Here is a 20,256-nt window from a genome sequence, read left to right on the forward strand (position 1 = left end):
CCGTCAGAGGATCGCCGTCAGCGGCCAGACCTCGGTTCTGGCCGCTGACGATATGCGACTACCTCCCTCCCAGAGCATCTTTTCGGCTCGTGGAGTCGTGCTCGCGGCCGGCTTCTGGTGGCAGAGCCGCATCAGGACTACCTGACGGCCGTCCTCGGCCCGGCCGTGCTGATATCGCTCGGCGGCGGCCTGCTGAACACGCCGCTGACCGCCACGGTCACCTCGGGCGTGGCCGCGGCCGATGCGGGGGCCGCCTCCGGGCTGATGAACACCGCCAAGCAGATCGGCGGCGCGCTGGGCCTGGCCGCCCTGGTCATGGCGGTGGCGGCCGCACCGGGCGGCGCCTCCACCGCCCCCGCCCAGGCACAGGAGCCGGAGTCCGGCTACGGCCTGGCGTTCGGCTCCTCAAAGGGCGGTGGCGGTGCGGTGGACCGCGGCGGCGAGCCGGTCGTGCTCGGGGTAGGACCAGCCGAAGCCGAAACGGCGCCGAGTGTAGCCGAAGGCGATGCCGGTGCGGGGGTCGGCGAAGGCCTCCGAACCCGCCGAACCGTCGTGGCCGAACGCGTTCGCGCTGAGGAACGCATATCGCAGGCCCTTGGTCTGGAACCCGAGCGCGTAGTTGCCCTGGTCGCCGCGGACCAGGTCGCCGCCGGTGGAGTGCAGCATGGAGAACTCGGCGACGGTGTCCGGCTCGAGCAGCGGGGGCCGGCCACCGATGCCCCAGACGGCCGCCGCGTACAGGCCGGCCAGGCCGCGCGCGCTGCCCACCCCGCCGGCCGACGCCTGACCGTTCGCGCGGACGACACGGTCGTTGACGAAGGCCGCCTGATCCAGCGGCGGCGTGCAGTTGAGCCCGTAGCCGATGCCAAGGAAGCTGTGCGGGCCAGGAACGTTCGACCAGAACGCGGCTTCCTGCTCCGGCGTGGCCGTCCACCACTGGATCGGCCGGAACCGGCCCTCCTCCGACTCAGGCAACCCCAGGTAGAGGTCCAGCCCGTACGGGATCCGGACGCGCTCGTCGTAGACCTGCTGCAGCGACTGGCCGGTCGCGCGCCGGATCACCTCGTTCGCCATGGCGAACGAGACGAACCCGCCGTAGCCGTAGGCCGAACCGGGCCGCCAGTACGGGCGCTGCGCGGCGAGGCGGCGCGCGATCACCGCGTCGTCGGCGAGCTCGGCCGCCGTCAGCCCGCCGTCGACGCCGATGACGCCGGAGCGGTGGGTGAGCACGTCCCGCAGCGTGATCACGTCCTTGCCGGCCGCGGCGAACTCCGGCCAGTGCCGGGCCACGGGCTCATCCAGGTCGAGGACCCCCTCCTGCACCAGCAGCGCCACCACCAGCGTCGCGGCGCCCTTGGTGGAGGAGTAGACGCCGGTCAGCGTGTCGCCGCTCACCTCGTCCCCAGCCCACAGGTCCACCACCTGACGGCCGTGCGCGTAGGCGGTCAGCTGCGCACCCACCTGGCCGTCCTGCTCGGCCACCACCGTGGCGAACTCCTCGCGTACCTGCTCGAAGCCGTCCGCGACCGTTCCGTGGACATCCGTCCTGCTCATCGTCGGCAACCCTTCGTGAGTGAGTGTTGGTCGCCGGCATGACGGATGGTCCGGAGGAAAGGTGACCGGGTGCGTTCGCGGTCACCTTTCCTGGTTTGATGCGTCACCGGTATGACGTTTGCCGATGGAGAGGAGTGCGATCGTGACGCCCCATGCTCATCTCCGTCATGAGCTTCACCATCTCGACGGCAAGATCGCCATTATTGACATCCTGTCCGACCCGACCGGCTTGCCCCCTCCACCTCACCCGCCCGGAGCCGTGAAACACGGCCCGGCTACGGGGGTTACTGGGCCTGGTGCCCTGCCATCACGGTGAAGGCGAACCCGGCGCTCGTCGTTCGGCGTAGCGGAATGTCGCACTTGACCCGGCGCAGCACCTCGTTCCTGCTGAGGCCGAGCCCTTGCGCGATGAGCCGCTCCGGGCGCACCGGCACCGGATCGTCGAAGACGACCTCCACCTGGACCGGCCACCCCTCGTCGAGCCATGCCGCCGGGACGTCCAGCCGCCAGGCCCCCTTCCAGTCCAGGGTGACGCGGTTGCGCCGGGCGAACACCGGATCCAGCAGCCTGGAGGCCACCAGCTCCGGATCGTTGGCGTGGTAGCCGTCGAGCTCGGCCGGATCGAAGGATCTGACCGGCGCTCGCTCGTGCACGGTGAGCTTGCTCGTCCGATCGCAGGACACGCAGCGGACCAGCAGCCACACGTCCAGCAGCTTGGCGTTGGCGTTGACGCGGAACCTGCCCTCGCCGGTGGTGGCCGATGACGACCGGCAGTCCACGCACCGAAGCGACAGCAGAGGCAGCCTGGTCCGGCGGACGACCCAGGGCAGCACAGTATGAGGTTGTGAAGACATGATCTCTCTAGACCTGACACGAGGCCGATTGCGCGCGGCCTCGAACGCTGTACGACCGGGCGCACGCGGGCAGCCCGGCAGAGCCGGCGGCAGGGCCGGCCTGAAGGTGAGCTGAAGAAGGTGTCAGGTCTAAAGAGCAGGCGGGGTCACGCGGTTGTGTCCTCTGTCCTCACTGCGACGGGGTCGCGGGCAACCTATGGCAACGCCGGAGGAAGGCTCAACCGGTTTTCCGGCGGCGGAGCCGCTACCGGGCGGCCGGCGTGTAGGTCGCGATGATCACGCCGCTCTTCATCACCTTGGTGGCGGCCAGGGTCAGCGTGGTCTGGACGTCGCTCAGCGGCGCCGAGACCGACGGGCCACCCACGAACACCGGGGTGATCCAGAACCGCACCTCGTCGACCAGGCCCGCCTTGACCAGGGTGTGGGTGACCGTGCCGTAGCCGTACATCAGGATGTTCCCGCCCTCCTGGGCCTTGAGCCGGGTGACCTCCTCGATGAGGTCGCCCTGCAGCACCTCGCTGTTCTTCCACTCCGGGTTGGTGAGGGTGGTGGAGGCGACGTACTTCTTGACGTTGTTGAAGTAGGCCGCGCCGGTGCTCGGGTCGCTCTCGTCCTGGTTGGGCCAGGCGGCGGCGAAACCCTCGTACGTGCGGCGGCCCATCAGCAGCGCGTCGGCCGCGTCCGTCTGCTCGCCGGCGAACGCGGAGGCCTCGTCGTCGAAGTATGGCATCGTCCACGCCGGGTCCTCGATGACGCCGTCGAGGCTGATGTAGGTCGAGTTGATGATCTTGCGCATTCCGGGTCCTCCTGATGCCAGTACGCGTTCCGCCGGTCGTGACGGGAGCCGCTCAGCTGTGGCTCCCATCGTGGAGGGGACACCTTACGATTCGCTTCAGGTCGCCTTCCGGCAGGTCCGCCGGACACGTGCCGGCCTGGGGAGGCGACCGTCATGGCCTGGTGGCCAGGCAGCAGCGTACGAAGTCCTGGATGACGGCGCCGACGCGGACCGGACGGCCCTCGCGTTCGCCGGCGGCCAGCCAGTAGTCCCGCCACTGTCCGGTCGCTCCCGGCGCCGCGACGAACGGCTCGTCCCACAGGTCGCGGAAGGGGATCTGCTCGCGGGCCGCCAGCGGGTGGCCTGACGGCAGCGCCACCCAGCGCGGCGGCTTCCTGGCGCTGGCCGTCGCCTCGCTCAGCCTCGCCCTCGCACGCTGACGGGCGCACGGCGGGGTGGACGGGCCGCCGCGGCGGCGATGTTCACCGGGATCCGTCCGAAGATCAGCCCGTGGAACGGCGAGATCCCCCACCAGTAGAGGTGGCCGAGCAACCCGCGCGGATGGAAGATCGCGCGCTGGGTGTAGTAGGTGCGGCCGCCCTCCTCGCGGACGCCGAGTTCCAGCCAGGCCAGGCCGGGCAGGCGCATCTCGGCGCGCAGGCGCAGCAGCCGGCCGGGCAGCACCTCCTCCACCCGCCAGAAGTCGACCGCGTCGCCCACCCGCAGCCGCGCGGGGTCGCGCCGCCCGCGCCGCAGCCCGACCCCGCCGAAGAGCCGGTCGAGCAGGCCCCGCAGCTGCCACGCGACAGGCAGGGAGTACCAGCCGTTCTCGCCGCCGACGGCCTCGATGACCCGCCAAAGCGCCTCGGGACTGGCGTTCACGTGTCTGTCGCGGCGGTCGATGTAGAGGCTGCCGCCGGTCCAGCCGGGGTCCGTGGGGAGGGGGTCGCTCGGCGCGCCGGGCGTGGACGCCGACGACCAGCGGGTGGCCACGTCGGCCTCCTTGATCTTCTGCAGCGCCAGGGAGACGGCCTGCCGGAACCCGGTCAGCCCGCCCTCGGGATCGGGTACGTGACGGGCGATGTCGTGCTCGTGGCAGACGGCCTCGGTGCGTACGGACTCGACCAGCGGGCGCGCGATGCCCGCGGGCACCGGCGTGACCAGGCCGACCCAGTGGCTGGACAGCGTGGGGGTGAGCACCGGCACCGGCACGATCACCCGGGACGGCAGCCCTGCCACGGCAGCGTACCCGTGCATCATGTCGGCGTAGGTGAGCACGTCGGGGCCGCCGATGTCGAAGCTCCGGTTCACCTCGCCGGGCACGGCGGCCCAGGCCACGAGGTAGTACAGCACGTCGCGGATGGCGATGGGCTGCGTGGGCGTGCGCACCCAGCGCGGCGTCGTCATGACGGGCAACCGTTCGGTGAGATAGCGCAGCATCTCGAACGACGCCGAGCCCGAGCCGATGATCACGGCGGCGCGCAGCACCACCGCGGGCACGCTCGACCGCAGGAAGATCTCGCCCACCTCCGCGCGGGAGCTCATGTGCGGGGAGAGCCGCCCGTCGGCGGCCAGCCCGCCCAGGTAGACGATTCGCCGCACGCCCGCCCGCTCGGCCGCCGCCGCGAACGTGCGCGCGGCCAGGCGGTCCTGATCGGCGAACCGGCCGGACGTGCCCATCGCGTGGATCAGGTAGTAGGCGACGTCGATGCCGCGCAGAGCCTCGTACGTCTGCTCGGGGTCGGTGGCGTCCGCCTCGACGACCTCGGTCCGGTCGGCCCACGGCAGGTCGCGCAGCCTGGCCGCCGAGCGCACCATGCACCGGACGTCGTGACCGGCGGCCAGCAGCTCCGGGACCAGCCGTCCCCCGATGTAGCCGGTCGCCCCTGTGACCAGGCAGTTGACCATCCGGCGCTCCCTCCTGCGGTTGTCACTCCGTTTCCCCGCCGCGCCGTCCTCATGCGTCCGGGGAAAGGGTCACGCGCGTGAGCCGTGCCGGGCCGCCGCCGCCCAGACCGCGGCGGGGGTCAGGGGCATGTCGATGTGGTCGACGTCGAGCGCGTCGCACACGGCGTTGACCACGGCGGGCGGGATGCCGATGCAGCCGGCCTCGCCCGCGCCCTTGGCGCCCAGCGGCGTGTTGGGATTGGGCGTGACGGTCTCCAGCAGGGTGACCGGCGGCATGTCGGCGGCGGTGGGCAGGAGGTAGTCCAGCAGGGAGCGCGCGTACGGAATGCCGTCGGCGCCGATGACCGCCTGCTCGTAGAGGACCTGCCCGAGGCCCTGGGCGATCGAGCCCTGGCCCTGGCCGTCGACGATCATGGGGTTGACGACCACCCCGTAGTCGTCCGCGGCGACCAGCCGCAGCACGCGGACCGTACCGAGATCCGGGTCGATCTCCACCACGGCCACGTGCGCGCCGTACGGGAAGGCCTGCGGCGGGGCGAAAGTTTCGTCGGCACGCAGCGGGCCGGTGCGGGCGACCAGCTCGCCGAGGCGCAGCCCGGTGATCGGGCCCGTGTCGAGACCGGCGCCCGGGACGTCGCCGGCTCCCGGGCATGGCGGCTCTGAGGAGGCGCCGGCCAGCAGCCGGCCACCCGTGTACGAGATGTCGTCCTCCTGCAGGCCGAGCAGGCCGGCGCAGCGGCGGCGCGCGGCGGCGACCAGCGACTCGGCGGCCCGCCACAGCGCCGCCCCGCCCACCTGCATGGAACGGCTGCCGAAGGTGGCGAACCCGTACGGGACCTCGCCGGTGTCGCCTTCGACGACCCGGACCAGGCCGATGTCCACGTCCAGAACCGAGGCCACGACCTGCGCGAACGCGGTCAGGTGCCCCTGCCCGGTGGACGTGGACCCGACGCGGGCGATGAACGTGCCGTCCGCGCAGGCCTCCACGCTGCCGAACTCGTCGCTGTCCTGAGGCCCTCCCGAGCGCTCGACGTACGTGGCGATGCCCACGCCGATCGGCGGCCCGCCCTCCTGGCGGCGCCTGGCCTGCTCGGCGCGGATGTCGTCGTAGCCGGCGGCGGCCAGCGCCTGGTCCAGCGTGGCGGCGTAGTCGCCCGAGTCGTAGGTGCGCCCCGTCGGCGTGAGATAGGGGAACTGGTCAGGGCGGACGAAGTTGCGGCGGCGCAGCTCGGCGGGGTCCATGCCGAGCCGCCGGGCGAGCCGGTCCACGGTGCGTTCGAGCGCGTACGCGGCCTCCGGGCGGCCGGCGCCCCGGTACGACGCGGTCGGGGCGGAGGTGGTGAGCACGCACCGGACCCGGGTGTGCACGTGCGGCGTGCGGTAGGCGCCGGTGCTCATCGCCCCGGTCATCATGGGGACGAGGGCTCCGGTGTGCGGGTAGCCGCCGACGCCGGCGTCGACCAGCAGCTCGTACGCGAGGAAGGTGCCGTCGTCGTCGGCCGCCAGCCGTACGCGCTGGTTCTGGCCGCGGCCGCGCGGGCCGGCCAGCATGGCCTCGGCGCGGTCCTCGCACCAGCGCACGGGCCTGCCGAGGTGGATCGCGAGCAGGGCGGCGACCACGTACTCGGGGTAGGTCTGGCTCTTGGCGCCGAACGCGCCGCCGGTGGCCGGGACGATGACCCGGATCCGCTCCCTGTCCATGCCGAGCGCTTCGGCGAGGGAGTCGCGCAGGCGGTGCTGGGCCTGGTGGGAGGCCCACACGGTCAGGCCGCCGCCGTCGCCGGGGCCGGCCAGGACGGCCCTCGCCTCCAGGGACGTGGGCAGCAGGAGCTGCTCGTGGTAGGCGGCCTCGACGACCACGGGGGCGGTGGCGAACACGTCGCCGGCCGGCTCGCCGAAGGTGCGCTCGGCGACCACGTTGCCGCGGTCGCCGGACAGCGAAGGTGCTTCCTCGGCGGCCATCGGGTCATCGCCGATCAGCGCGGCCGCCTCCTGGGCGGCCATCGGGTCGCAGACGGCGGGCAGCGGTTCGAGGTCCAGCCGGACGGCCTCCGCGGCGTCCTCGGCGCGGGCGCGGGTGTCCGCGGCGCTCACGGCCAGCGCCTCGCCCGGGTAGCGGACGCGCCCGGTGGCGAGCAGCGGCCACGGCGGCGCGTCCCGCGCACCGGGCACGGCACGGGCGGCGAGGTAGGGCAGCTCGGCGGCGGACCACGCGCCGGCCACCCCTTCCTCCTTGAGCGCGGCGGCGACGTCGACGCCGCGGATCAGCGCGTGCGGCACCGGGCTGCGGGTGAAGGCGAGCTCCAGGGTGCCGGGCAGATCGAGGTCGGCGACCCTGCGGGCCCGCCCGGTGAGCAGGTCGGGGTCCTCGCGCCGCGCGAGCGGCATCCCGATGTACCGCAATGTTTGGACACCCCCGCATTCGGTACCAACGTGGGATATCGGATGCCCGGGATGAGAGACATGAAACCGCCGCAATTCGACTACGTAGCGCCCGCTTCGGTGCCGGAGGCGGTGGCCGTGCTGGCCGAGCGAGGGCCGGAGAGCCGCGTGCTCGCCGGCGGGCAGAGCCTGCTCATCGAGCTGCGTTACCGGACCGAGCGCCCGGCCCTCCTGGTCGACGTCAACCGCATCCCCGGGCTGTCGGACATCGCGGTCGAGGACGGGTCCGTGCACGTCGGCGCGCTGGTCCGGCACGCGCAGCTGGAGCGCGCCCGGTTCGGCGACCCGCTCGCCGAGCTGTTCCGCCAGGTGGCGCCGTACGTCGCCCACCCGCCCATCCGCGCGCGCGGCACCTTCGCCGGCAGCCTGGCCTGGGCGCACCCGGCGTCGGAGTGGTGCGCGCTGGCCATGGCGCTCGACGCCGGGATCGAGCTGGACGGCCCGTCCGGCCGGCGCACGGTGCCCGCCGGCTCGTGGTTCCGCGGCCCCTTCGCCACCGCCTGCCTGCCGGAGGAACTCGTCACCGGCGTGCGGCTGCCGCGCCCGCCCGCGGGGAGCGTCGCCGCGTTCGAGGAGCACCGCCGCACCCACGGCAGCTTCGCGCTCGCCGCCGCCCTGGTCATGCTGCGCGTGTCCGAGGGCCGCGTGGCCTGGGTCCGCATCGGGCTCGCCAACGCGGCCGACGTCCCCTTGCGCGCCGTCGAGGCCGAGCGCCTCATGACGGGGGAGCGGCCGGAGCCTGACCTGCTCGCGCAGGCCTCGGCGCGAGCCGCCATCGAGGGCGACCCGGCCGACGAGCCGCACGCGCCGGCCGCCTACCGCAGGCACGCGCTGGCCACCCTGGTGCGGCGCTGCCTCGCCCGAGCCGTCGAGAACGCGGGAACACCATGAACGTCGAGCTCACCGTCAACGGCAGCACCCACCGGCTCGACGTCGAGCCGCGCACCAGCCTCGCCGACGCGCTCCGCGACCGGCTCAGGCTGACCGGCACGACGCTGGGATGCGAGCACGGGGTCTGCGGGTCGTGCACCGTGCTGGTGGACGGCACCGCCATCCGCTCCTGCCTCGTCCTGGCCGTGCAGGCGGACGGCGCCGACATCCGTACGGTCGAGGGGCTCGCGGGCGACGGCGGGCCGCATCCGCTGCAGGAGGCGTTCGCCGCCGAGCACGCCCTGCAGTGCGGGTTCTGCACGCCCGGGTTCCTCATGCTGCTCGCCGGCGCGCTAGCCGAGGAGCCGGACCTGGACCGCGACGAGCGGCGGATGGACGAGGTCCTCGCCTCCAACCTCTGCCGCTGCACCGGGTACGCGGGCATCCGCCGCGCCGCGGCCCGCGCCGCGCGGCGGATGCGCGGGGACGGCGCTCCGGCATCGCCGTGATCGCTCGCGGCGGCGGCTCAGGCGGCCAGGCTCGATTCGCGGACGACCAGCTCGGTGGCGAGCTCGACGTGACGGGACTCGACCTCCTCGCCGGCGGCCAGGCGCAGGGCCGTGCGCAGGGCGACGGCCCCCATGTCGCGCAGCGGCTGGCGTACGGTGGTCAGCCGCGGCGAGGACATGAAGGCGACGTCCGTGTCGTCGAAGCCGACGACGCTGAGATCTTCGGGGACGCGCAGGCCACGGGCCCTGGCGGCGTGGATCGCGCCGAGTGCGGCCTCGTCGGAGGCGACGAATACGGCCGTCGGCGCGGGGGACAGGTCGAGCAGGGCGGCGCCTCCCCGCACCCCGTCGGGATAGCAGTAGCCGGGCGTGACCACGTATCCGGGCAGGACGGGCACGTCCGCGGCCTCCATGGCGGCGCGGTAGCCGTACATGCGGGCCTGGTTGGAGGCCGCGGTGGCGGGGCCGCCGAGGTAGGCGATGCGGCGGTGCCCGAGGCCCAGCAGGTGCTGGGTGGCGGACAGGCCGCCGGCGAAGTTGGTGGGGCCCACGCTGGTCACCGAGGCGCCGGGGAGGCCGAGCGGGTCGATGACGACGACCGGCAGGCCGGCCCGTGAGAGCGCGGCGAGCTGTCGCGGGGCCGGCTCCTCGAAGAGGGTGATCACTGCCCGGCGCCCGGCGGTCACGTCGAGGGGCCCGGTGGCCCTTCTGGTGACGACGACCGACACGCCTGACGCGGTGCCCGCCTCGATCACGCCCTTGATGATCTCGGATGAGCACGCGCAGAGCTCGTCCACCTGCACCTCGACGGTGCCGGGCTCGGTCCGGCCACGCCGCGGCGGGACGTAGCCGTGCTCCTGGAGCAGGGACCGCACCAGGGCCCGGGTGGCCGGTGCGACGTCGCTGCGGTCGTTGAGCACCTTGGACACGGTGGCCACCGACACGCCGGCCGCGGCGGCGACGGTGGCCAGCGTGGCACGTCTGCGACTTGCCTGCATCGACCCTCCCGATATCCGGCATTCACCATATCTGGCCCAGTGCTGGACGTGCACGACGTCCTCGCCCGCCGCCAGCGCGAGGAATCCATCCACCCGGATCCGAACGGCGAGTGACGGTAGGCCACCCCCGATGCCTCGCCAACTTGCGTAGCCCCTCGGCGAGGATCGCGGCCTTGGAGTCAGCGCATGCTCTCGCCCCTCTCTGTCAGGAATCATCGCCTTCGGTCAGGGCCCGCAGCACCTTGGCCTGCTCGACGTCGGTGCCTTCGGCCCCCATCCGGGCCGCCTCCTGGGCGGTGAAACCCGCGGCGCGCCAGGCCGCCACCTCGTCGATCGGCACCCCTGCGCGCCAGAACTCAGTCATCAGGGCAACAGCGTCCTGCCCCGAGATGAGCACCCGTTCGGCCTCACGGGCGGACAGGCCGAGCGCGTCGAAGATCCGTGCCTGTCCCGCCTCGATGCCGCGTTTCGCCCACTCCACCGCGGTGCCGTCGGTCCAGCCCGCCTCCACGTAGGCGCGCGCCCGGCTCGCTGGGACGCCCGCTCCCAGCAGCTCCCGCATGCTGCCGGAGCGTTCCTCGTCAGCGAATGCCTCGCCCGCCTCCCCGCCACGGTGCAGCAGCCGCCACAGCCAGCCCCGCGGGTGCGGGCGCTCCCCGGCGAGGTGCCGGTCGGCGGCCTCCTCGGGCGAGTAGCCCAGTTCGCGCCACTGCACCGCCTCCCGTGGGGTCATGCCGGCCCGTAGCCACAGATCCACGGTGTACGGGGTGGCTCCGGCGGTGCGCCACGGCCGCGCGTCGGCGGCGGTGTAGACGCCGGACTTGCGCCACCGCTGCGCGTCGTCGATCGAGAAGCCGTTGTCGATCCACTGCCGGGCCTCGGCGATGGTGAAACCGCGTTGCCGCCACTCGTGCAGCGGCTCGGGGCTCGGCTCGTCGGCGTAGCTCGTTGTCATGACTCTCCTTTCGCCGGCGTCCGCCGCGGCAGGGCCGCCGGGATGCGGGCCACGGACGCCCAGTCGGGCGCATGCCCGCCGTCGCCGATCAGACAGACCACCACATGCGCCGCAGGGCGCTGCTCGGGCCACGGCGTCTCGCCGTCGGTCAGCACGATGACCAGGCCGGGCCGGGGCCGCAGGGCCATCGCCGCGGCGATGCCGGCCCGCATGTCGGTGCCGCCGCCACCGACGAGGTCGATGTCGCTCGCCCGGCGCACCACCTGGACGGGGTGGGGGTGGACGTCGCAGCAGAACGCCCGCAGCCGCCGGTTGGGGCCGGCCACGCCGTCGATGATCCCGGTCACCTCGGCCAGCAGCCGGTTCAGCACGTCGTCGGAGACGCTGCCGGAGGTGTCGATCACCAGCACGGTGTCCGGGACCGCGCGCACCATCGACGGCGGCACGATGTCGGTGTAGGCGCCGGCGCGGCGCGCCGGGCGGCGATAGCTGAAGTCGACCTGCCCGGCCACCGTGCTCAGCCCGCGCCGGATCACCGCGCCCAGGCGGGCCCGCCAGTTCGCCGAGGGGCGCAGGCGCTCCTCGGCCCAGCGGCGCCACCCCGACGGCACCTCGCTGCGCGCGCTGATCCGATCCTGGATGCCCGCCGCGATGGAGCGTTCGAGCAGTTCCCTGTCGAGCTGGGTGAGCCCGTCGCCGGACCCGCTGTCCTCGTACGTGCGCTCCTGCCCGTCCACGGCGCTGCCGCAGTCGATCGCCTCGGTCAGTGCCCGCCCGCCGCGGCCCATCGCCTGGGCCAGCACGTCGAGCATCGGCACGTATTCCTCGGCGGTGCGGTTGACCGGAAGGCCCAGCTCGGCGGGCGACACCACCCCCGCCGGGCCGCGCAGGTTCTCCGCCTCCAGGTCGTCGTTGATCTCGGCGTCGGCGGCCTGGTTCCAGCGGTGGGCCCTCTCGTCGCGGACCACCCCGGCGGCGTGGCTCAGCTCGTGGCCCGCTTCCGGCCGCACCGGCGAGCGGGCCGCGTGGCCGCGTACCAGATGGCCCACCTGGTGCAGCATCCACCAGCCGACCTCCTCGACCGGGGTGGCCAGCGCGGTGCCGGGTTCCACGTACAGATTCCAGCGGGTGTCGGCGGGAAAGGCGCGGAAGTCAGGGTCGGCGACGGGCTCGCCGGTGTCCTCGTCCAGGTCCGGTTCCAGGATGACCGGGTTGAGGGCGAAGACGGCCGAGGCGAGGTACGGCGCCTGGTGCGCCGCCCACAGCCGTGCGGCGGCGATGCCGGCGCGCACCGCCTCTTCGTAGGCGAGGGCGCGGGGGCCGTCGGCGCTCATCGCATGAGCCCTGCCGCGCGCAGCACCGGCGCGAGTTCGAGCATCGTCCTGGGCAGGGCCGCGCCCTCGGGCCGGGAGCGGGCCAGCGACCGCGCCGCGGCGGCCGCCACGTCCGGCGCCGTGCGCGCGACCCGGGCCAGCACCGCCCACGCCCGCTCCCACGTGTCGGCCGTGCCGTCCGAGTGCACGTATGCCACCACCGCACCGAGCAGTGCATGCAGCCGGTCGAGGCGTTCGGGCAGGCGGGTGTGGGGGTCGTTCAGCAGGGTCTTCGGGTCGGGCAGGTCAAGGTTGCGGCGCCAGGAAAGCAGCTCGAACCCGGCCGCCTCACCGACCGCGCCGAGCACCAGCTCGGCCAGGACCGGCTCGCCGGCCCTCATGTGGTCGCACGCGGCGACCGCGCGGGCAGCCATCTCCCAGCTTCGCGGGCTGGGCCAGCCGCGGCCCGCCCGGTCAGGGCTGTCCGGCACCGCGAGCACGAGTTCCGGCCGTACCCGCAGGAACGCCCCGACCAGCGCCCGCGCGCCGGCCACCTCGGCGGGCCCGGCCGTGTCCTTCACGTCGAACGCCGGCACGGGGAAGCCGCCCGCGAAGCCCTCGGCGATGTCCTCGGCCGAGACGGTCCAGCTCAGGTGAATGAGCCGGTTGGCCAGCGGCGCGGACAGGTCCCAGCCGTCGGCGGCCTGGTCCGGCGGGTTGGCGGCGGCCACGATCCGCACCTCGTCCGGCAGCACCAGGTCACCGACCGTGCGCTCCAGCACCACCCGCAGCATGGAGGCCTGCACGGCCGGCGGCGCGGTGGTCAGCTCGTCGAGGAACAACAGGCCGCCGCCCTCGGCGGCGAGCCGCTCGGCCCATCGCGGCGGTGCGAACCAGGTGCTGCCCTCACGCAGCACCGGCAGCCCGGAAAAGTCGCTGGGCTCGCGAATCGAGCCGACCACCACCTCGACCGGCAGGCCGATGGCCGCGCCGAGCACCGTCACCGCGGACGTCTTACCGGTACCCGGCGCACCCCACACGATGACCGGCAAATTGGCTGTCACCGCAACCGCGAGAGCCTCTCGTGTCACTGATGGCGCTGCCATATCGTCCTCCTCGCCGGGCCGCCCGGACCGTTTCCGCGCAGCATGTATCGGAACGTCGAGCCGTGACGCTGACGTCCGGTGTGGTGTCTGTCAGCTATTCCTGGGTGCGGAACAGGCCCCGGCCGCCGTACCTCTTGTGCACCGCCTGCTTGCTGATGCCCAAAGTGGCGGCGATCTCCGTCCAGCTGTTGCCCTGGGCACGGGCTCGGCGGACCGTCACCGCCTCCAGGCGCGCCAGCTCACGGCGGAGCTCGGCGATGACCGCGAGCGAGCTGATCGGGTCGTCGGCGTTCACCGCCTCGGCGAGCACCGCGATGCGGTCGGGTTCCATAACGTCATCCTAGGTTGACGACCGGCCGCACGTCAATAAAAGTTGACGCCGTCGACCCGCGCCGCCGCCGCAGGTGAGCTGTCAGGGCCGGACCGCGCCGGCCAGCCGGCCCCGCCAGTAGTCGTCGAGGTCGACCACCTTGATCACGTCTCCGGTCTGCGGCGCGTGCACCATCTTCCCGTCGCCCGCGTACATCCCCATGTGCCCCAGCCCCTTGCTGAAGAGCAGGTCGCCGGGGTCCACGTCGTCCAGGGGGACGCGGCGGGCGGCGCCCCAGCTCCACTGGCTCCAGGTGGTGCGCGGCAGCTTGACCCCCGCGGCGCGCCAGGCGGCCTGGACGAGACCGGAGCAGTCGAAGGAGCCCGGGCCCGTGCCCCCGTACTGGTAGGGCTTGCCGACCTGGGCGAAGGCGAATTCGAGCGCCTCGCGGGCGTTGCCCGAGGCCGCCCCCGTGTACGGGATGCCGGGGTTGCTCGGGTTGCCCTCGTTGTAGGCGCCCAGCCGGCGCAGGAGCTTGGTCTGCTGGTCGACCAGCTTGTCGACCTCCGCCTTCTCGCCGCGTACCTTGTCGCGTGCGGCGTCGGCCTTGCGCAGGACGCTTCTGGCCTGGTCGCGCCGCTCGCGCAGGTCCTTGGTCGCGGCCTCGAAGGCGCGCGCCTTCGCCGCCTCGGCCTGCGCGAGCTGGTCGAGGGATGCCATGGAGCCGAGGACCGCCTCGGGGTCGCTCCGGCCGGTCAGCCCGCTCCAGGCGGGGAACGACCCGAGCCGGTAGTCGCGGGCCGCCAGCGCGGCGAGGTCCCGGCGCAGGCCGTCGGCCCGGGCCGACCGGCGCCCGAGCTCGGCGTTGAGGGTGTCGTACGCCTTCTTGGCCTTCTTGTGGGCCTCCGTGGCCTGGTTGTACCGCTCGACCATCTGGTCGGCCTGCTCGTTGAGCTTCACCAGCCTGGCCCTGGCCTTGGCGGGAGAGGGGTCGGCTGCGGCCGTGCCGGGGGCGCCGAGCATCGTGGCCGCCGCCAGCGCGACGGCCGTCGCGGTTCGCCCAGTCCCTGCGGGAACGGCCACTGTGGACGCCTCCTCACGATCGGCAGGTCATGAGGAGATACGCGGGCCGCCCCGGAGCTGTTCAGCGATGCCGCTCGCGCGCCCGGGCGTGGCCGGTCAGCCGGATGCCGGCTCGGGCCACCGGTAGGCGACGCCGGTGAGCTTCTCGGACAGCTGCCACAGCCGCTCAGCGGTGGCGGCGTCGTGGAGTCCGGGGGCACGCGTGCACCGGGTGGGGGAGCCGTACGCGTGGAACGGCCCTCGCGGCACGATGAAGCTGCCTCCGGGCAGGTTCGCGGCGGTCGCCGCGTGCAGGGACGGTCTCGCGCCGCTCTCCGCGGGACGGAAGGCGACCCGCAGCATCATGCGGACCAGGGTCCGGTAGAGCCGGCCCTTGCTGCTGTGGACGCCGGCCATGAACACGTTGGTCCGGCTGAGTTCCGGCACGACGGCCATGCTGCGTAACGGCTGCCCGGCGGCGTCCGCCCGCCGCTGCAGCTCCATGGCGAAGTAGAGGTTGGCCCGCTTGGACCGCATGTAGGCCACGAACGTGTTGTAGCCGCGTTCGGCGTTGAGGTTGTCCAGGTTGAAGGTGCAGAAACGCTGGACCTCGCTGCTGACGGTGACGACGCGCGGCTCTGGCGCGGCCAGCAGTTGCGGCAGCAGCCCGCCGGTGAGGGCGAAGGTGCCCAGGTGGTTGGTCCCGAACTGCCGCTCGAAGCCGTCCTCGGTCCTGGTGAGCGGCCCGATCGCCACGCCCGCGTTGTTGACCAGCAGGTCGAGCCGGTCGTGGTCCCACTGGGCGGCGAATTCGCGGATGGAGGCCAGCTTCGCCAGGTCCACGCGGCGCAGCTCGGCCCGCGCGCCGGGCACCTCGTCGCGGAGACGGGCGAGGGCGGCCTGCCCGCGTCCGGGATCGCGGCAGGCCAGCACGACGTGGGCGCCATGACGGGCCAGTTCGCGGGCGGTGACGTAGCCGAGGCCGCTGTTGGCGCCGGTGACCAGCGCCAGTCGTCCTGACTGGTCCGGAAGGGAGGGCTCAGCGCTGAAAGTCATGATCATTACCTCGGTGTGATCATGTCAGCACAGTTTGGCTGGCGCAACCCTTGGGGCGCCGGGTTTCCCTCGCTCGCGCCGATCGTGCCGGGGAGCGGGTGTCACAGGTCGCCGCGGCGCCAGGCCTCGAGCTCGGCTCGCAGCGCGTCCTCGTCCAGCGCTGGGGGACGCGCAGCACGGCCAGGAACTCGCCGGTGCGGCAGCGCGTGCGGGCCGGGCTCATGCCGCGCCGATCGAGCCGGCCCCCAGCAGCGCCTTGACGTCGCCGTAGAACGCCGGCTCGGCGGCGACGCTGAAGGGTTCGAGGTTGAGCAGCAGGTCCTTGCGGCCCTGGCGGTGCAGGCGCACGTGTACGGGCGCCCGCCCGGGATGGGCGGCCAGGATGTGCTTGAACTCCCGCACCAGCCGCTGGTTCAGGCGCGTCTCCTGGATCGAGATGACGACAGGGGAGGCGGTGTTCGCGGTGGAGACGTCAAGGAGGGCGATCTCCTCGCCGTAGATGCTCATCGTCTCGTCCCGGACGTTGATGCGACCCCTGACGGAGATCACGCGGTCGCGCATGCCCGCCAAGAACGTGTCCCACTCGGCGTCCAGGACCTCCTTCTTCTTCTTGCCCATGGCCCTGCGCAGCATGTCGGCGCCGCCGAGCGAGTATCCGGCGAGTTGCTGGGCGATCGCCATGACCTGTTCCTGGAAGACCACCAGGTGGTAGGTGTCGCCGAGGATGGGTTCGAGCGCCTCCTCCAGCTCGGGGTGGATGGGCTCGACCCGCTGCTTGCCGGTCTTGCACAGCGTGTAGTTGGTGTGCGCGTTCATCTCCATCGGGCCGGGCCAGGCATGTTTCCGCAGCTCAGCAGAAGGATTGCTTATGTCGGAACGGCCGCTCCCTTATCACGATGGGTGAGCGTCTTGGAGGCCTACAAAGGCTTCGGCGAGTGGCTGCATTTCGGCCAGTACGGAGTGATCGCCGACAACGACCCCATCGAGATCTCACGGGCAGGCCAGGTTTGTGGCCGGTGGCGCCGCGGTCTCGCTCGCCGCTCGCTGGGCGCCTTGCTTCACTACTCTGTGATACTGTGTAGCGGTATTCGGTAGTGCAAAGTACCAAGAGCACCGAAGAGGACCCACGATGGACGACCTGACGGAGATGCTGAAGGGCACGCTTGAGGGCTGCGTGCTGGAAATCATCGGCAACGAGGAGACCTACGGGTACGCCATCACGCGCCGGCTGAACGAACTCGGCTTCGCCGACGTCGTCGAGGGGACGGTTTACACCATCCTGCTGCGACTGGAGAGGAACGGACTCGTCCAGGCGACGAAGCGGCCGTCCGGGCTGGGTCCGCCGCGCAAGTTCTACTCGCTCAACGACGCGGGACGCGAAGAACTCGCAACGTTCTGGGCGAAATGGGAGTACATCACATCACGGATCGACAAGCTCAAGGAGGGCGGGAGATGAACTTCTGGGAGACCATCACAGGCAGCGATCTCACCAGGGAGTGGAAGGCGTTCGAAGCCCGAGCTCAGGCATTGCCGACCGACTACCGGGTGGCGTGGGAAGAGATCAAGGGTCATCTTTATCCCTACTCGGACTTCACAGGTCGAAACCTGATGCCGATTCTCGACAGCGCTCTGGGGTTGCTCGAAGAAACAGCCTCCGATGAGCAGAGCATCCACGAGGTGCTGGGTGACGACATCGAGGGCTTCTGCGCGGCACTGGCCGGCGAAGAAAGGGCTCGGAGCCATCGCGACCGGTGGCGCGAGCAGCTGAACAGGAACGTCGCAAGGAAATTGGGCAGGCTAGGAGGCTGACGTGGGCATCCGAGACATCATCGAGGGCAAGAAGCAGTGGCGGGCGCACATGGCGCGGGTCAAGGCGCTCCCGCCGGACTATCAGATCGTCTACAAGGAGATTCAGAGATACCTCTTCAAAATTGGACCGGTCGACTTGCTTGACGGGACCCTGCTCTCAGGGGTCCTCGCCTTCTTCGAGGAGGGCGTCGCGGCCGGCAGGGGAGTCCTGGAACTCATCGGCGACGATGTCGCCGCCTTCTGCGACGACCTGGTCAAGGACTCGCGCACCTACGCGGACATCTATCAGGAGTCCATCAACGGGAAATCCGGCACGGCCGAGAAGTGACACCTGCCGGCGGCCCGCCGAAGTCGCCGTGCGGTCGCCCGCGGCGCTCGGCCGGTGGACACCCACCCGCACCTCCAGCGGGCGGCCGACGGTGAGATTCCGAGCGCGGTCGTCATCGAACACAACCATCTGGATCGGCGTCTCGACCCTGCCGGCCTAGCCCGTATGCCCGAGGCGGACCGCCACGACGCCGCCATCATCTGGGACGAGCTCGCGCCGGTGCTGCGGGCCCCGCTACAGCGGAGCACGGCGAACGGAACCCGATCCGCGAAGGCGCCGGCCTGCTGCGGTGTCGTGTCGGCGGCCCGTGTCAGCACGGCAACAGGCCGGTATCAGCGCTTTCACTCATGGTGGATGCCATGGACAGTTCACTGATTGCGCACTCGCGGTCACGGGCGCTTCCGCCGCTTTCCCCGCCTCAACTATTCGGTGTTGCTAGGTACAAGTAGTAAGTGCTACTTTGTACCGGTAGTCAGCACCACCAAGTAGCCGAGCGTCCCATCTACGCGCTGCTAGTGGGATCGAGCAGCGCGGCCTGGTCGACGTGGAGAAGGTCCCGTCGGAGAAAGGGCCGCCGCGCAAGGTGTACTCCCTCAACGACCAGGGGCGGGAATACCGGCGAACCTGGGGCTTCCTGACCGACCGGCTCGAACAGCTCGACGACGCCACCCCGCCAGAAGACAGGACAGAATGATGACGACTCAGCAAGCCCCGGCGATCCAGGTGCACGGCCTGGAGAAGTCGTACAAGGAACTGCGCGTGCTGCGCGGCATGAACTTCGAGGTGGCGCGGGGCAGCATCTTCGCCCTGCTCGGTTCCAACGGAGCGGGCAAGACCACCGCCGTGAAGATCCTTTCCACGCTGCTCAAGGCGGACGCGGGCACCGTCCGCGTCAACGGCTTCGACGTCGCCACGCAGGCCTCGCACGTACGCGAGTCGATCAGCCTCACCGGGCAGTTCGCCGCCGTGGACGAGATCCTCACTGGGCGCGAGAACCTTGTGCTGGTCGCCCGGCTGCGGCATCTCAAGGATCCGGGCACGATCGCCGACGACCTGCTGGAGCGTTTCTCGCTGACCGACGCGGGCGGGCGGAAGGCGGCGACGTACTCGGGCGGCATGCGCCGCCGCCTGGACATCGCAATGAGCCTCATCGGGAACCCGCCGGTCATCTTCCTCGACGAGCCGACGACCGGGCTCGACCCCCAGGCCCGCATCGAGGTGTGGCAGGCCGTCAGAGAACTCGCCGGCCGGGGGACGACGGTGCTGCTCACCACGCAGTACCTGGACGAGGCAGAACAACTCGCCGACCGGATCGCGATCCTCCACGAGGGCCGGATCATCGTCAACGGCACCCTGGCCGAGCTCAAGCAACTGCTCCCGCCCGCCAAGGTCGAATACGTCGAGAAGCAGCCGACCCTCGAGGACGTCTTCCTCACCCTCGTCGGCACGAAGGCATAACGAACCACGAAGGCGTAGGAACAATGATGAGTAAGCATTTCTTCGGCGACACCACCGTCCTGCTGGGACGATCCCTGCGCCACATCGCGCGCAGCCCGGACACCATCGTCACGACCGCGGTCATGCCGATCGCCATGATGCTGATGTTCGTCTACGTGTTCGGCGGCGCGATCAACACCGGCTCCGACTCGTACGTGAACTACCAGTTGCCCGGCATCCTGCTCATCACGGTCGCCTCGGGCATCGCCTACACCGCGTACCGGTTGTTCATGGACATGAAGGGCGGCATCTTCGAGCGCTTCCAGTCGATGCCGACCGCGCGGTCGTCGGTGCTGTGGGCGCACGTGCTGACCTCGCTGGTCGCCAACCTGATCTCGCTGGGGGTCGTGATGCTCGTGGCCCTGCTCATGGGCTTCCGCTCGGAGGCTGGAGTGCTGGCGTGGCTGTCGGTGGCGGGCATCCTGATCCTGTTCACCCTGGCCCTGACCTGGATCGCCGTCATCCCCGGCCTGACCGCCAAGACCATGGAAGGCGCGAGCGCGTTCTCCTACCCGCTCATCTTCCTGCCCTTCCTCAGCTCAGCCTTCGTGCCCACCGCCACCATGCCCGGCCCGCTGCGCGCCTTCGCCGAGAACCAGCCGGTGACCTCCGTCGTCAACGCCATCCGCGCCCTGTTCACCGGGCAGCCGCTCGGCACCGACATCTGGGTCGCCCTCGCGTGGTGTCTCGGCATCCTCGTCGTCGCCTACGTCCTCGCCATGAGGACCTACCGCCGCAAGATCTCCTAGGGCGACCGCGTGCCTGCATGTCGGCACGAGAAGTCTTGACATCCTCCCCCTCGTAAACGAGGGGGATTCCCACGGTCGCCCGTGAGGCTTCCTGCTTCACAGCCGGTCGCCCGTCCGAGAGGACTCTCGTTGAGGTCTTACACCCGCTCCACAGGCGTTTC

21 protein-coding genes and 2 pseudogenes are annotated in these 20,256 nt (G+C 71.6%); 8 read left to right on the forward strand and 15 right to left on the reverse strand.

The genetic code is table 11. The annotated features are described in order from the left end of the window. Positions 1–137: 137 nt before the first annotated feature. The 7 genes from ABGB01_RS39560 to ABGB01_RS39590 all read right to left on the reverse strand — a co-directional run bounded on the left by ABGB01_RS39560 (position 138) and on the right by ABGB01_RS39590 (position 7,494). On the reverse strand, positions 138–350 hold the full coding sequence (locus ABGB01_RS39560; protein ID WP_347778906.1) for a hypothetical protein: 213 nt from the start codon (positions 348–350) through the stop codon (positions 138–140). 55 nt (positions 351–405) lie between these two features. Further along, entirely contained in the window at positions 406–1,554 is a 1,149-nt protein-coding gene (locus tag ABGB01_RS39565; protein ID WP_347778908.1) for a serine hydrolase domain-containing protein, read from the reverse strand. A 284-nt stretch (positions 1,555–1,838) separates the two neighbouring features. Continuing rightward, the gene (locus tag ABGB01_RS39570; RefSeq protein ID WP_347778910.1) at positions 1,839–2,387 is read right to left on the reverse strand and encodes a DUF1062 domain-containing protein; all 549 of its coding nucleotides are present in this window, start codon (positions 2,385–2,387) and stop codon (positions 1,839–1,841) included. Between the two features lie 265 nt (positions 2,388–2,652). Beyond that, positions 2,653–3,204 (reverse strand): dihydrofolate reductase family protein, encoded by a 552-nt coding sequence (locus ABGB01_RS39575; protein ID WP_347778912.1) that lies wholly within the window; start codon positions 3,202–3,204, stop codon positions 2,653–2,655. 151 nt (positions 3,205–3,355) lie between these two features. Next, positions 3,356–3,562, reverse strand: a complete 207-nt coding sequence (locus ABGB01_RS39580) for a LysR substrate-binding domain-containing protein (protein ID WP_347778914.1) — start codon at positions 3,560–3,562, stop codon at positions 3,356–3,358. Positions 3,563–3,600: 38 nt separating this feature from the next. Beyond that, the gene (locus ABGB01_RS39585) at positions 3,601–5,091 is read right to left on the reverse strand and encodes an SDR family oxidoreductase (protein WP_347778916.1); all 1,491 of its coding nucleotides are present in this window, start codon (positions 5,089–5,091) and stop codon (positions 3,601–3,603) included. A 69-nt stretch (positions 5,092–5,160) separates the two neighbouring features. Further along, the gene (locus tag ABGB01_RS39590; protein WP_347778918.1) at positions 5,161–7,494 is read right to left on the reverse strand and encodes a xanthine dehydrogenase family protein molybdopterin-binding subunit; all 2,334 of its coding nucleotides are present in this window, start codon (positions 7,492–7,494) and stop codon (positions 5,161–5,163) included. A gap of 60 nt (positions 7,495–7,554) precedes the next feature. On the opposite strand from ABGB01_RS39590, the gene ABGB01_RS39595 reads away from it, so the two are divergent. Beyond that, complete coding sequence (locus ABGB01_RS39595; protein WP_347778919.1) at positions 7,555–8,424, forward strand: xanthine dehydrogenase family protein subunit M; 870 nt, start codon at positions 7,555–7,557, stop codon at positions 8,422–8,424. Continuing rightward, positions 8,421–8,912: a (2Fe-2S)-binding protein gene (locus ABGB01_RS39600; RefSeq protein WP_347778921.1), complete on the forward strand. Its 492-nt coding sequence runs from the start codon at positions 8,421–8,423 to the stop codon at positions 8,910–8,912. The genes ABGB01_RS39595 and ABGB01_RS39600 overlap by 4 nt, the downstream gene beginning before the upstream one ends. Before the next feature lie 17 nt (positions 8,913–8,929). On the opposite strand, the gene ABGB01_RS39605 is transcribed toward ABGB01_RS39600, so the two are convergent. The 8 genes and pseudogenes from ABGB01_RS39605 to ABGB01_RS39640 form a co-directional block, all read right to left on the reverse strand. Then, positions 8,930–10,003 (reverse strand): substrate-binding domain-containing protein, encoded by a 1,074-nt coding sequence (locus ABGB01_RS39605; protein WP_347778922.1) that lies wholly within the window; start codon positions 10,001–10,003, stop codon positions 8,930–8,932. 112 nt (positions 10,004–10,115) lie between these two features. Further along, entirely contained in the window at positions 10,116–10,865 is a 750-nt protein-coding gene (locus ABGB01_RS39610; protein ID WP_347778924.1) for a hypothetical protein, read from the reverse strand. Further along, on the reverse strand, positions 10,862–12,199 hold the full coding sequence (locus ABGB01_RS39615; protein ID WP_347778926.1) for a VWA-like domain-containing protein: 1,338 nt from the start codon (positions 12,197–12,199) through the stop codon (positions 10,862–10,864). The genes ABGB01_RS39610 and ABGB01_RS39615 overlap by 4 nt, the downstream gene beginning before the upstream one ends. After that, a complete protein-coding gene (locus ABGB01_RS39620) occupies positions 12,196–13,284 on the reverse strand; it encodes a MoxR family ATPase (protein WP_347778927.1) in 1,089 nt (362 codons plus the stop codon). Before ABGB01_RS39620 ends, ABGB01_RS39615 begins: the two co-directional genes overlap by 4 nt. A 94-nt stretch (positions 13,285–13,378) precedes the next feature. Then, positions 13,379–13,615, reverse strand: coding sequence for a hypothetical protein (locus ABGB01_RS39625; protein ID WP_347778928.1), 237 nt, complete (start codon positions 13,613–13,615; stop codon positions 13,379–13,381). An 81-nt stretch (positions 13,616–13,696) separates the two neighbouring features. Then, on the reverse strand, positions 13,697–14,677 hold the full coding sequence (locus tag ABGB01_RS39630; protein ID WP_347778930.1) for a C40 family peptidase: 981 nt from the start codon (positions 14,675–14,677) through the stop codon (positions 13,697–13,699). 96 nt (positions 14,678–14,773) lie between these two features. After that, entirely contained in the window at positions 14,774–15,712 is a 939-nt protein-coding gene (locus ABGB01_RS39635; protein ID WP_347778931.1) for an oxidoreductase, read from the reverse strand. Between the two features lie 555 nt (positions 15,713–16,267). After that, positions 16,268–16,543 (reverse strand): annotated as a pseudogene (locus ABGB01_RS39640) (hypothetical protein); the annotation flags it as partial. Between the two features lie 298 nt (positions 16,544–16,841). Here ABGB01_RS39640 and ABGB01_RS39645 point away from each other — a divergent pair. The 6 genes and pseudogenes from ABGB01_RS39645 to ABGB01_RS39670 all read left to right on the forward strand — a co-directional run bounded on the left by ABGB01_RS39645 (position 16,842) and on the right by ABGB01_RS39670 (position 20,095). Next, entirely contained in the window at positions 16,842–17,168 is a 327-nt protein-coding gene (locus ABGB01_RS39645) for a PadR family transcriptional regulator (RefSeq protein ID WP_347778932.1), read from the forward strand. Further along, entirely contained in the window at positions 17,165–17,521 is a 357-nt protein-coding gene (locus tag ABGB01_RS39650; protein WP_347778934.1) for a DUF1048 domain-containing protein, read from the forward strand. Before ABGB01_RS39645 ends, ABGB01_RS39650 begins: the two co-directional genes overlap by 4 nt. 1 nt (position 17,522) lies before the next feature. Next, positions 17,523–17,849, forward strand: a complete 327-nt coding sequence (locus tag ABGB01_RS39655; protein WP_347778935.1) for a DUF1048 domain-containing protein — start codon at positions 17,523–17,525, stop codon at positions 17,847–17,849. 520 nt (positions 17,850–18,369) lie between these two features. Then, positions 18,370–18,543 (forward strand): annotated as a pseudogene (locus ABGB01_RS39660) (helix-turn-helix transcriptional regulator); the annotation flags it as partial. Further along, positions 18,543–19,307 (forward strand): ATP-binding cassette domain-containing protein, encoded by a 765-nt coding sequence (locus tag ABGB01_RS39665; RefSeq protein ID WP_347778937.1) that lies wholly within the window; start codon positions 18,543–18,545, stop codon positions 19,305–19,307. The pseudogene ABGB01_RS39660 and the gene ABGB01_RS39665, both read left to right, overlap by 1 nt. Positions 19,308–19,333: 26 nt before the next feature. Further along, positions 19,334–20,095: an ABC transporter permease gene (locus ABGB01_RS39670; protein ID WP_347778939.1), complete on the forward strand. Its 762-nt coding sequence runs from the start codon at positions 19,334–19,336 to the stop codon at positions 20,093–20,095. Positions 20,096–20,256 lie beyond the last annotated feature (161 nt).

Origin of the sequence: Nonomuraea sp. B5E05, from assembly GCF_039880665.1 — a bacterium.
GTDB lineage: Bacteria > Actinomycetota > Actinomycetes > Streptosporangiales > Streptosporangiaceae > Nonomuraea.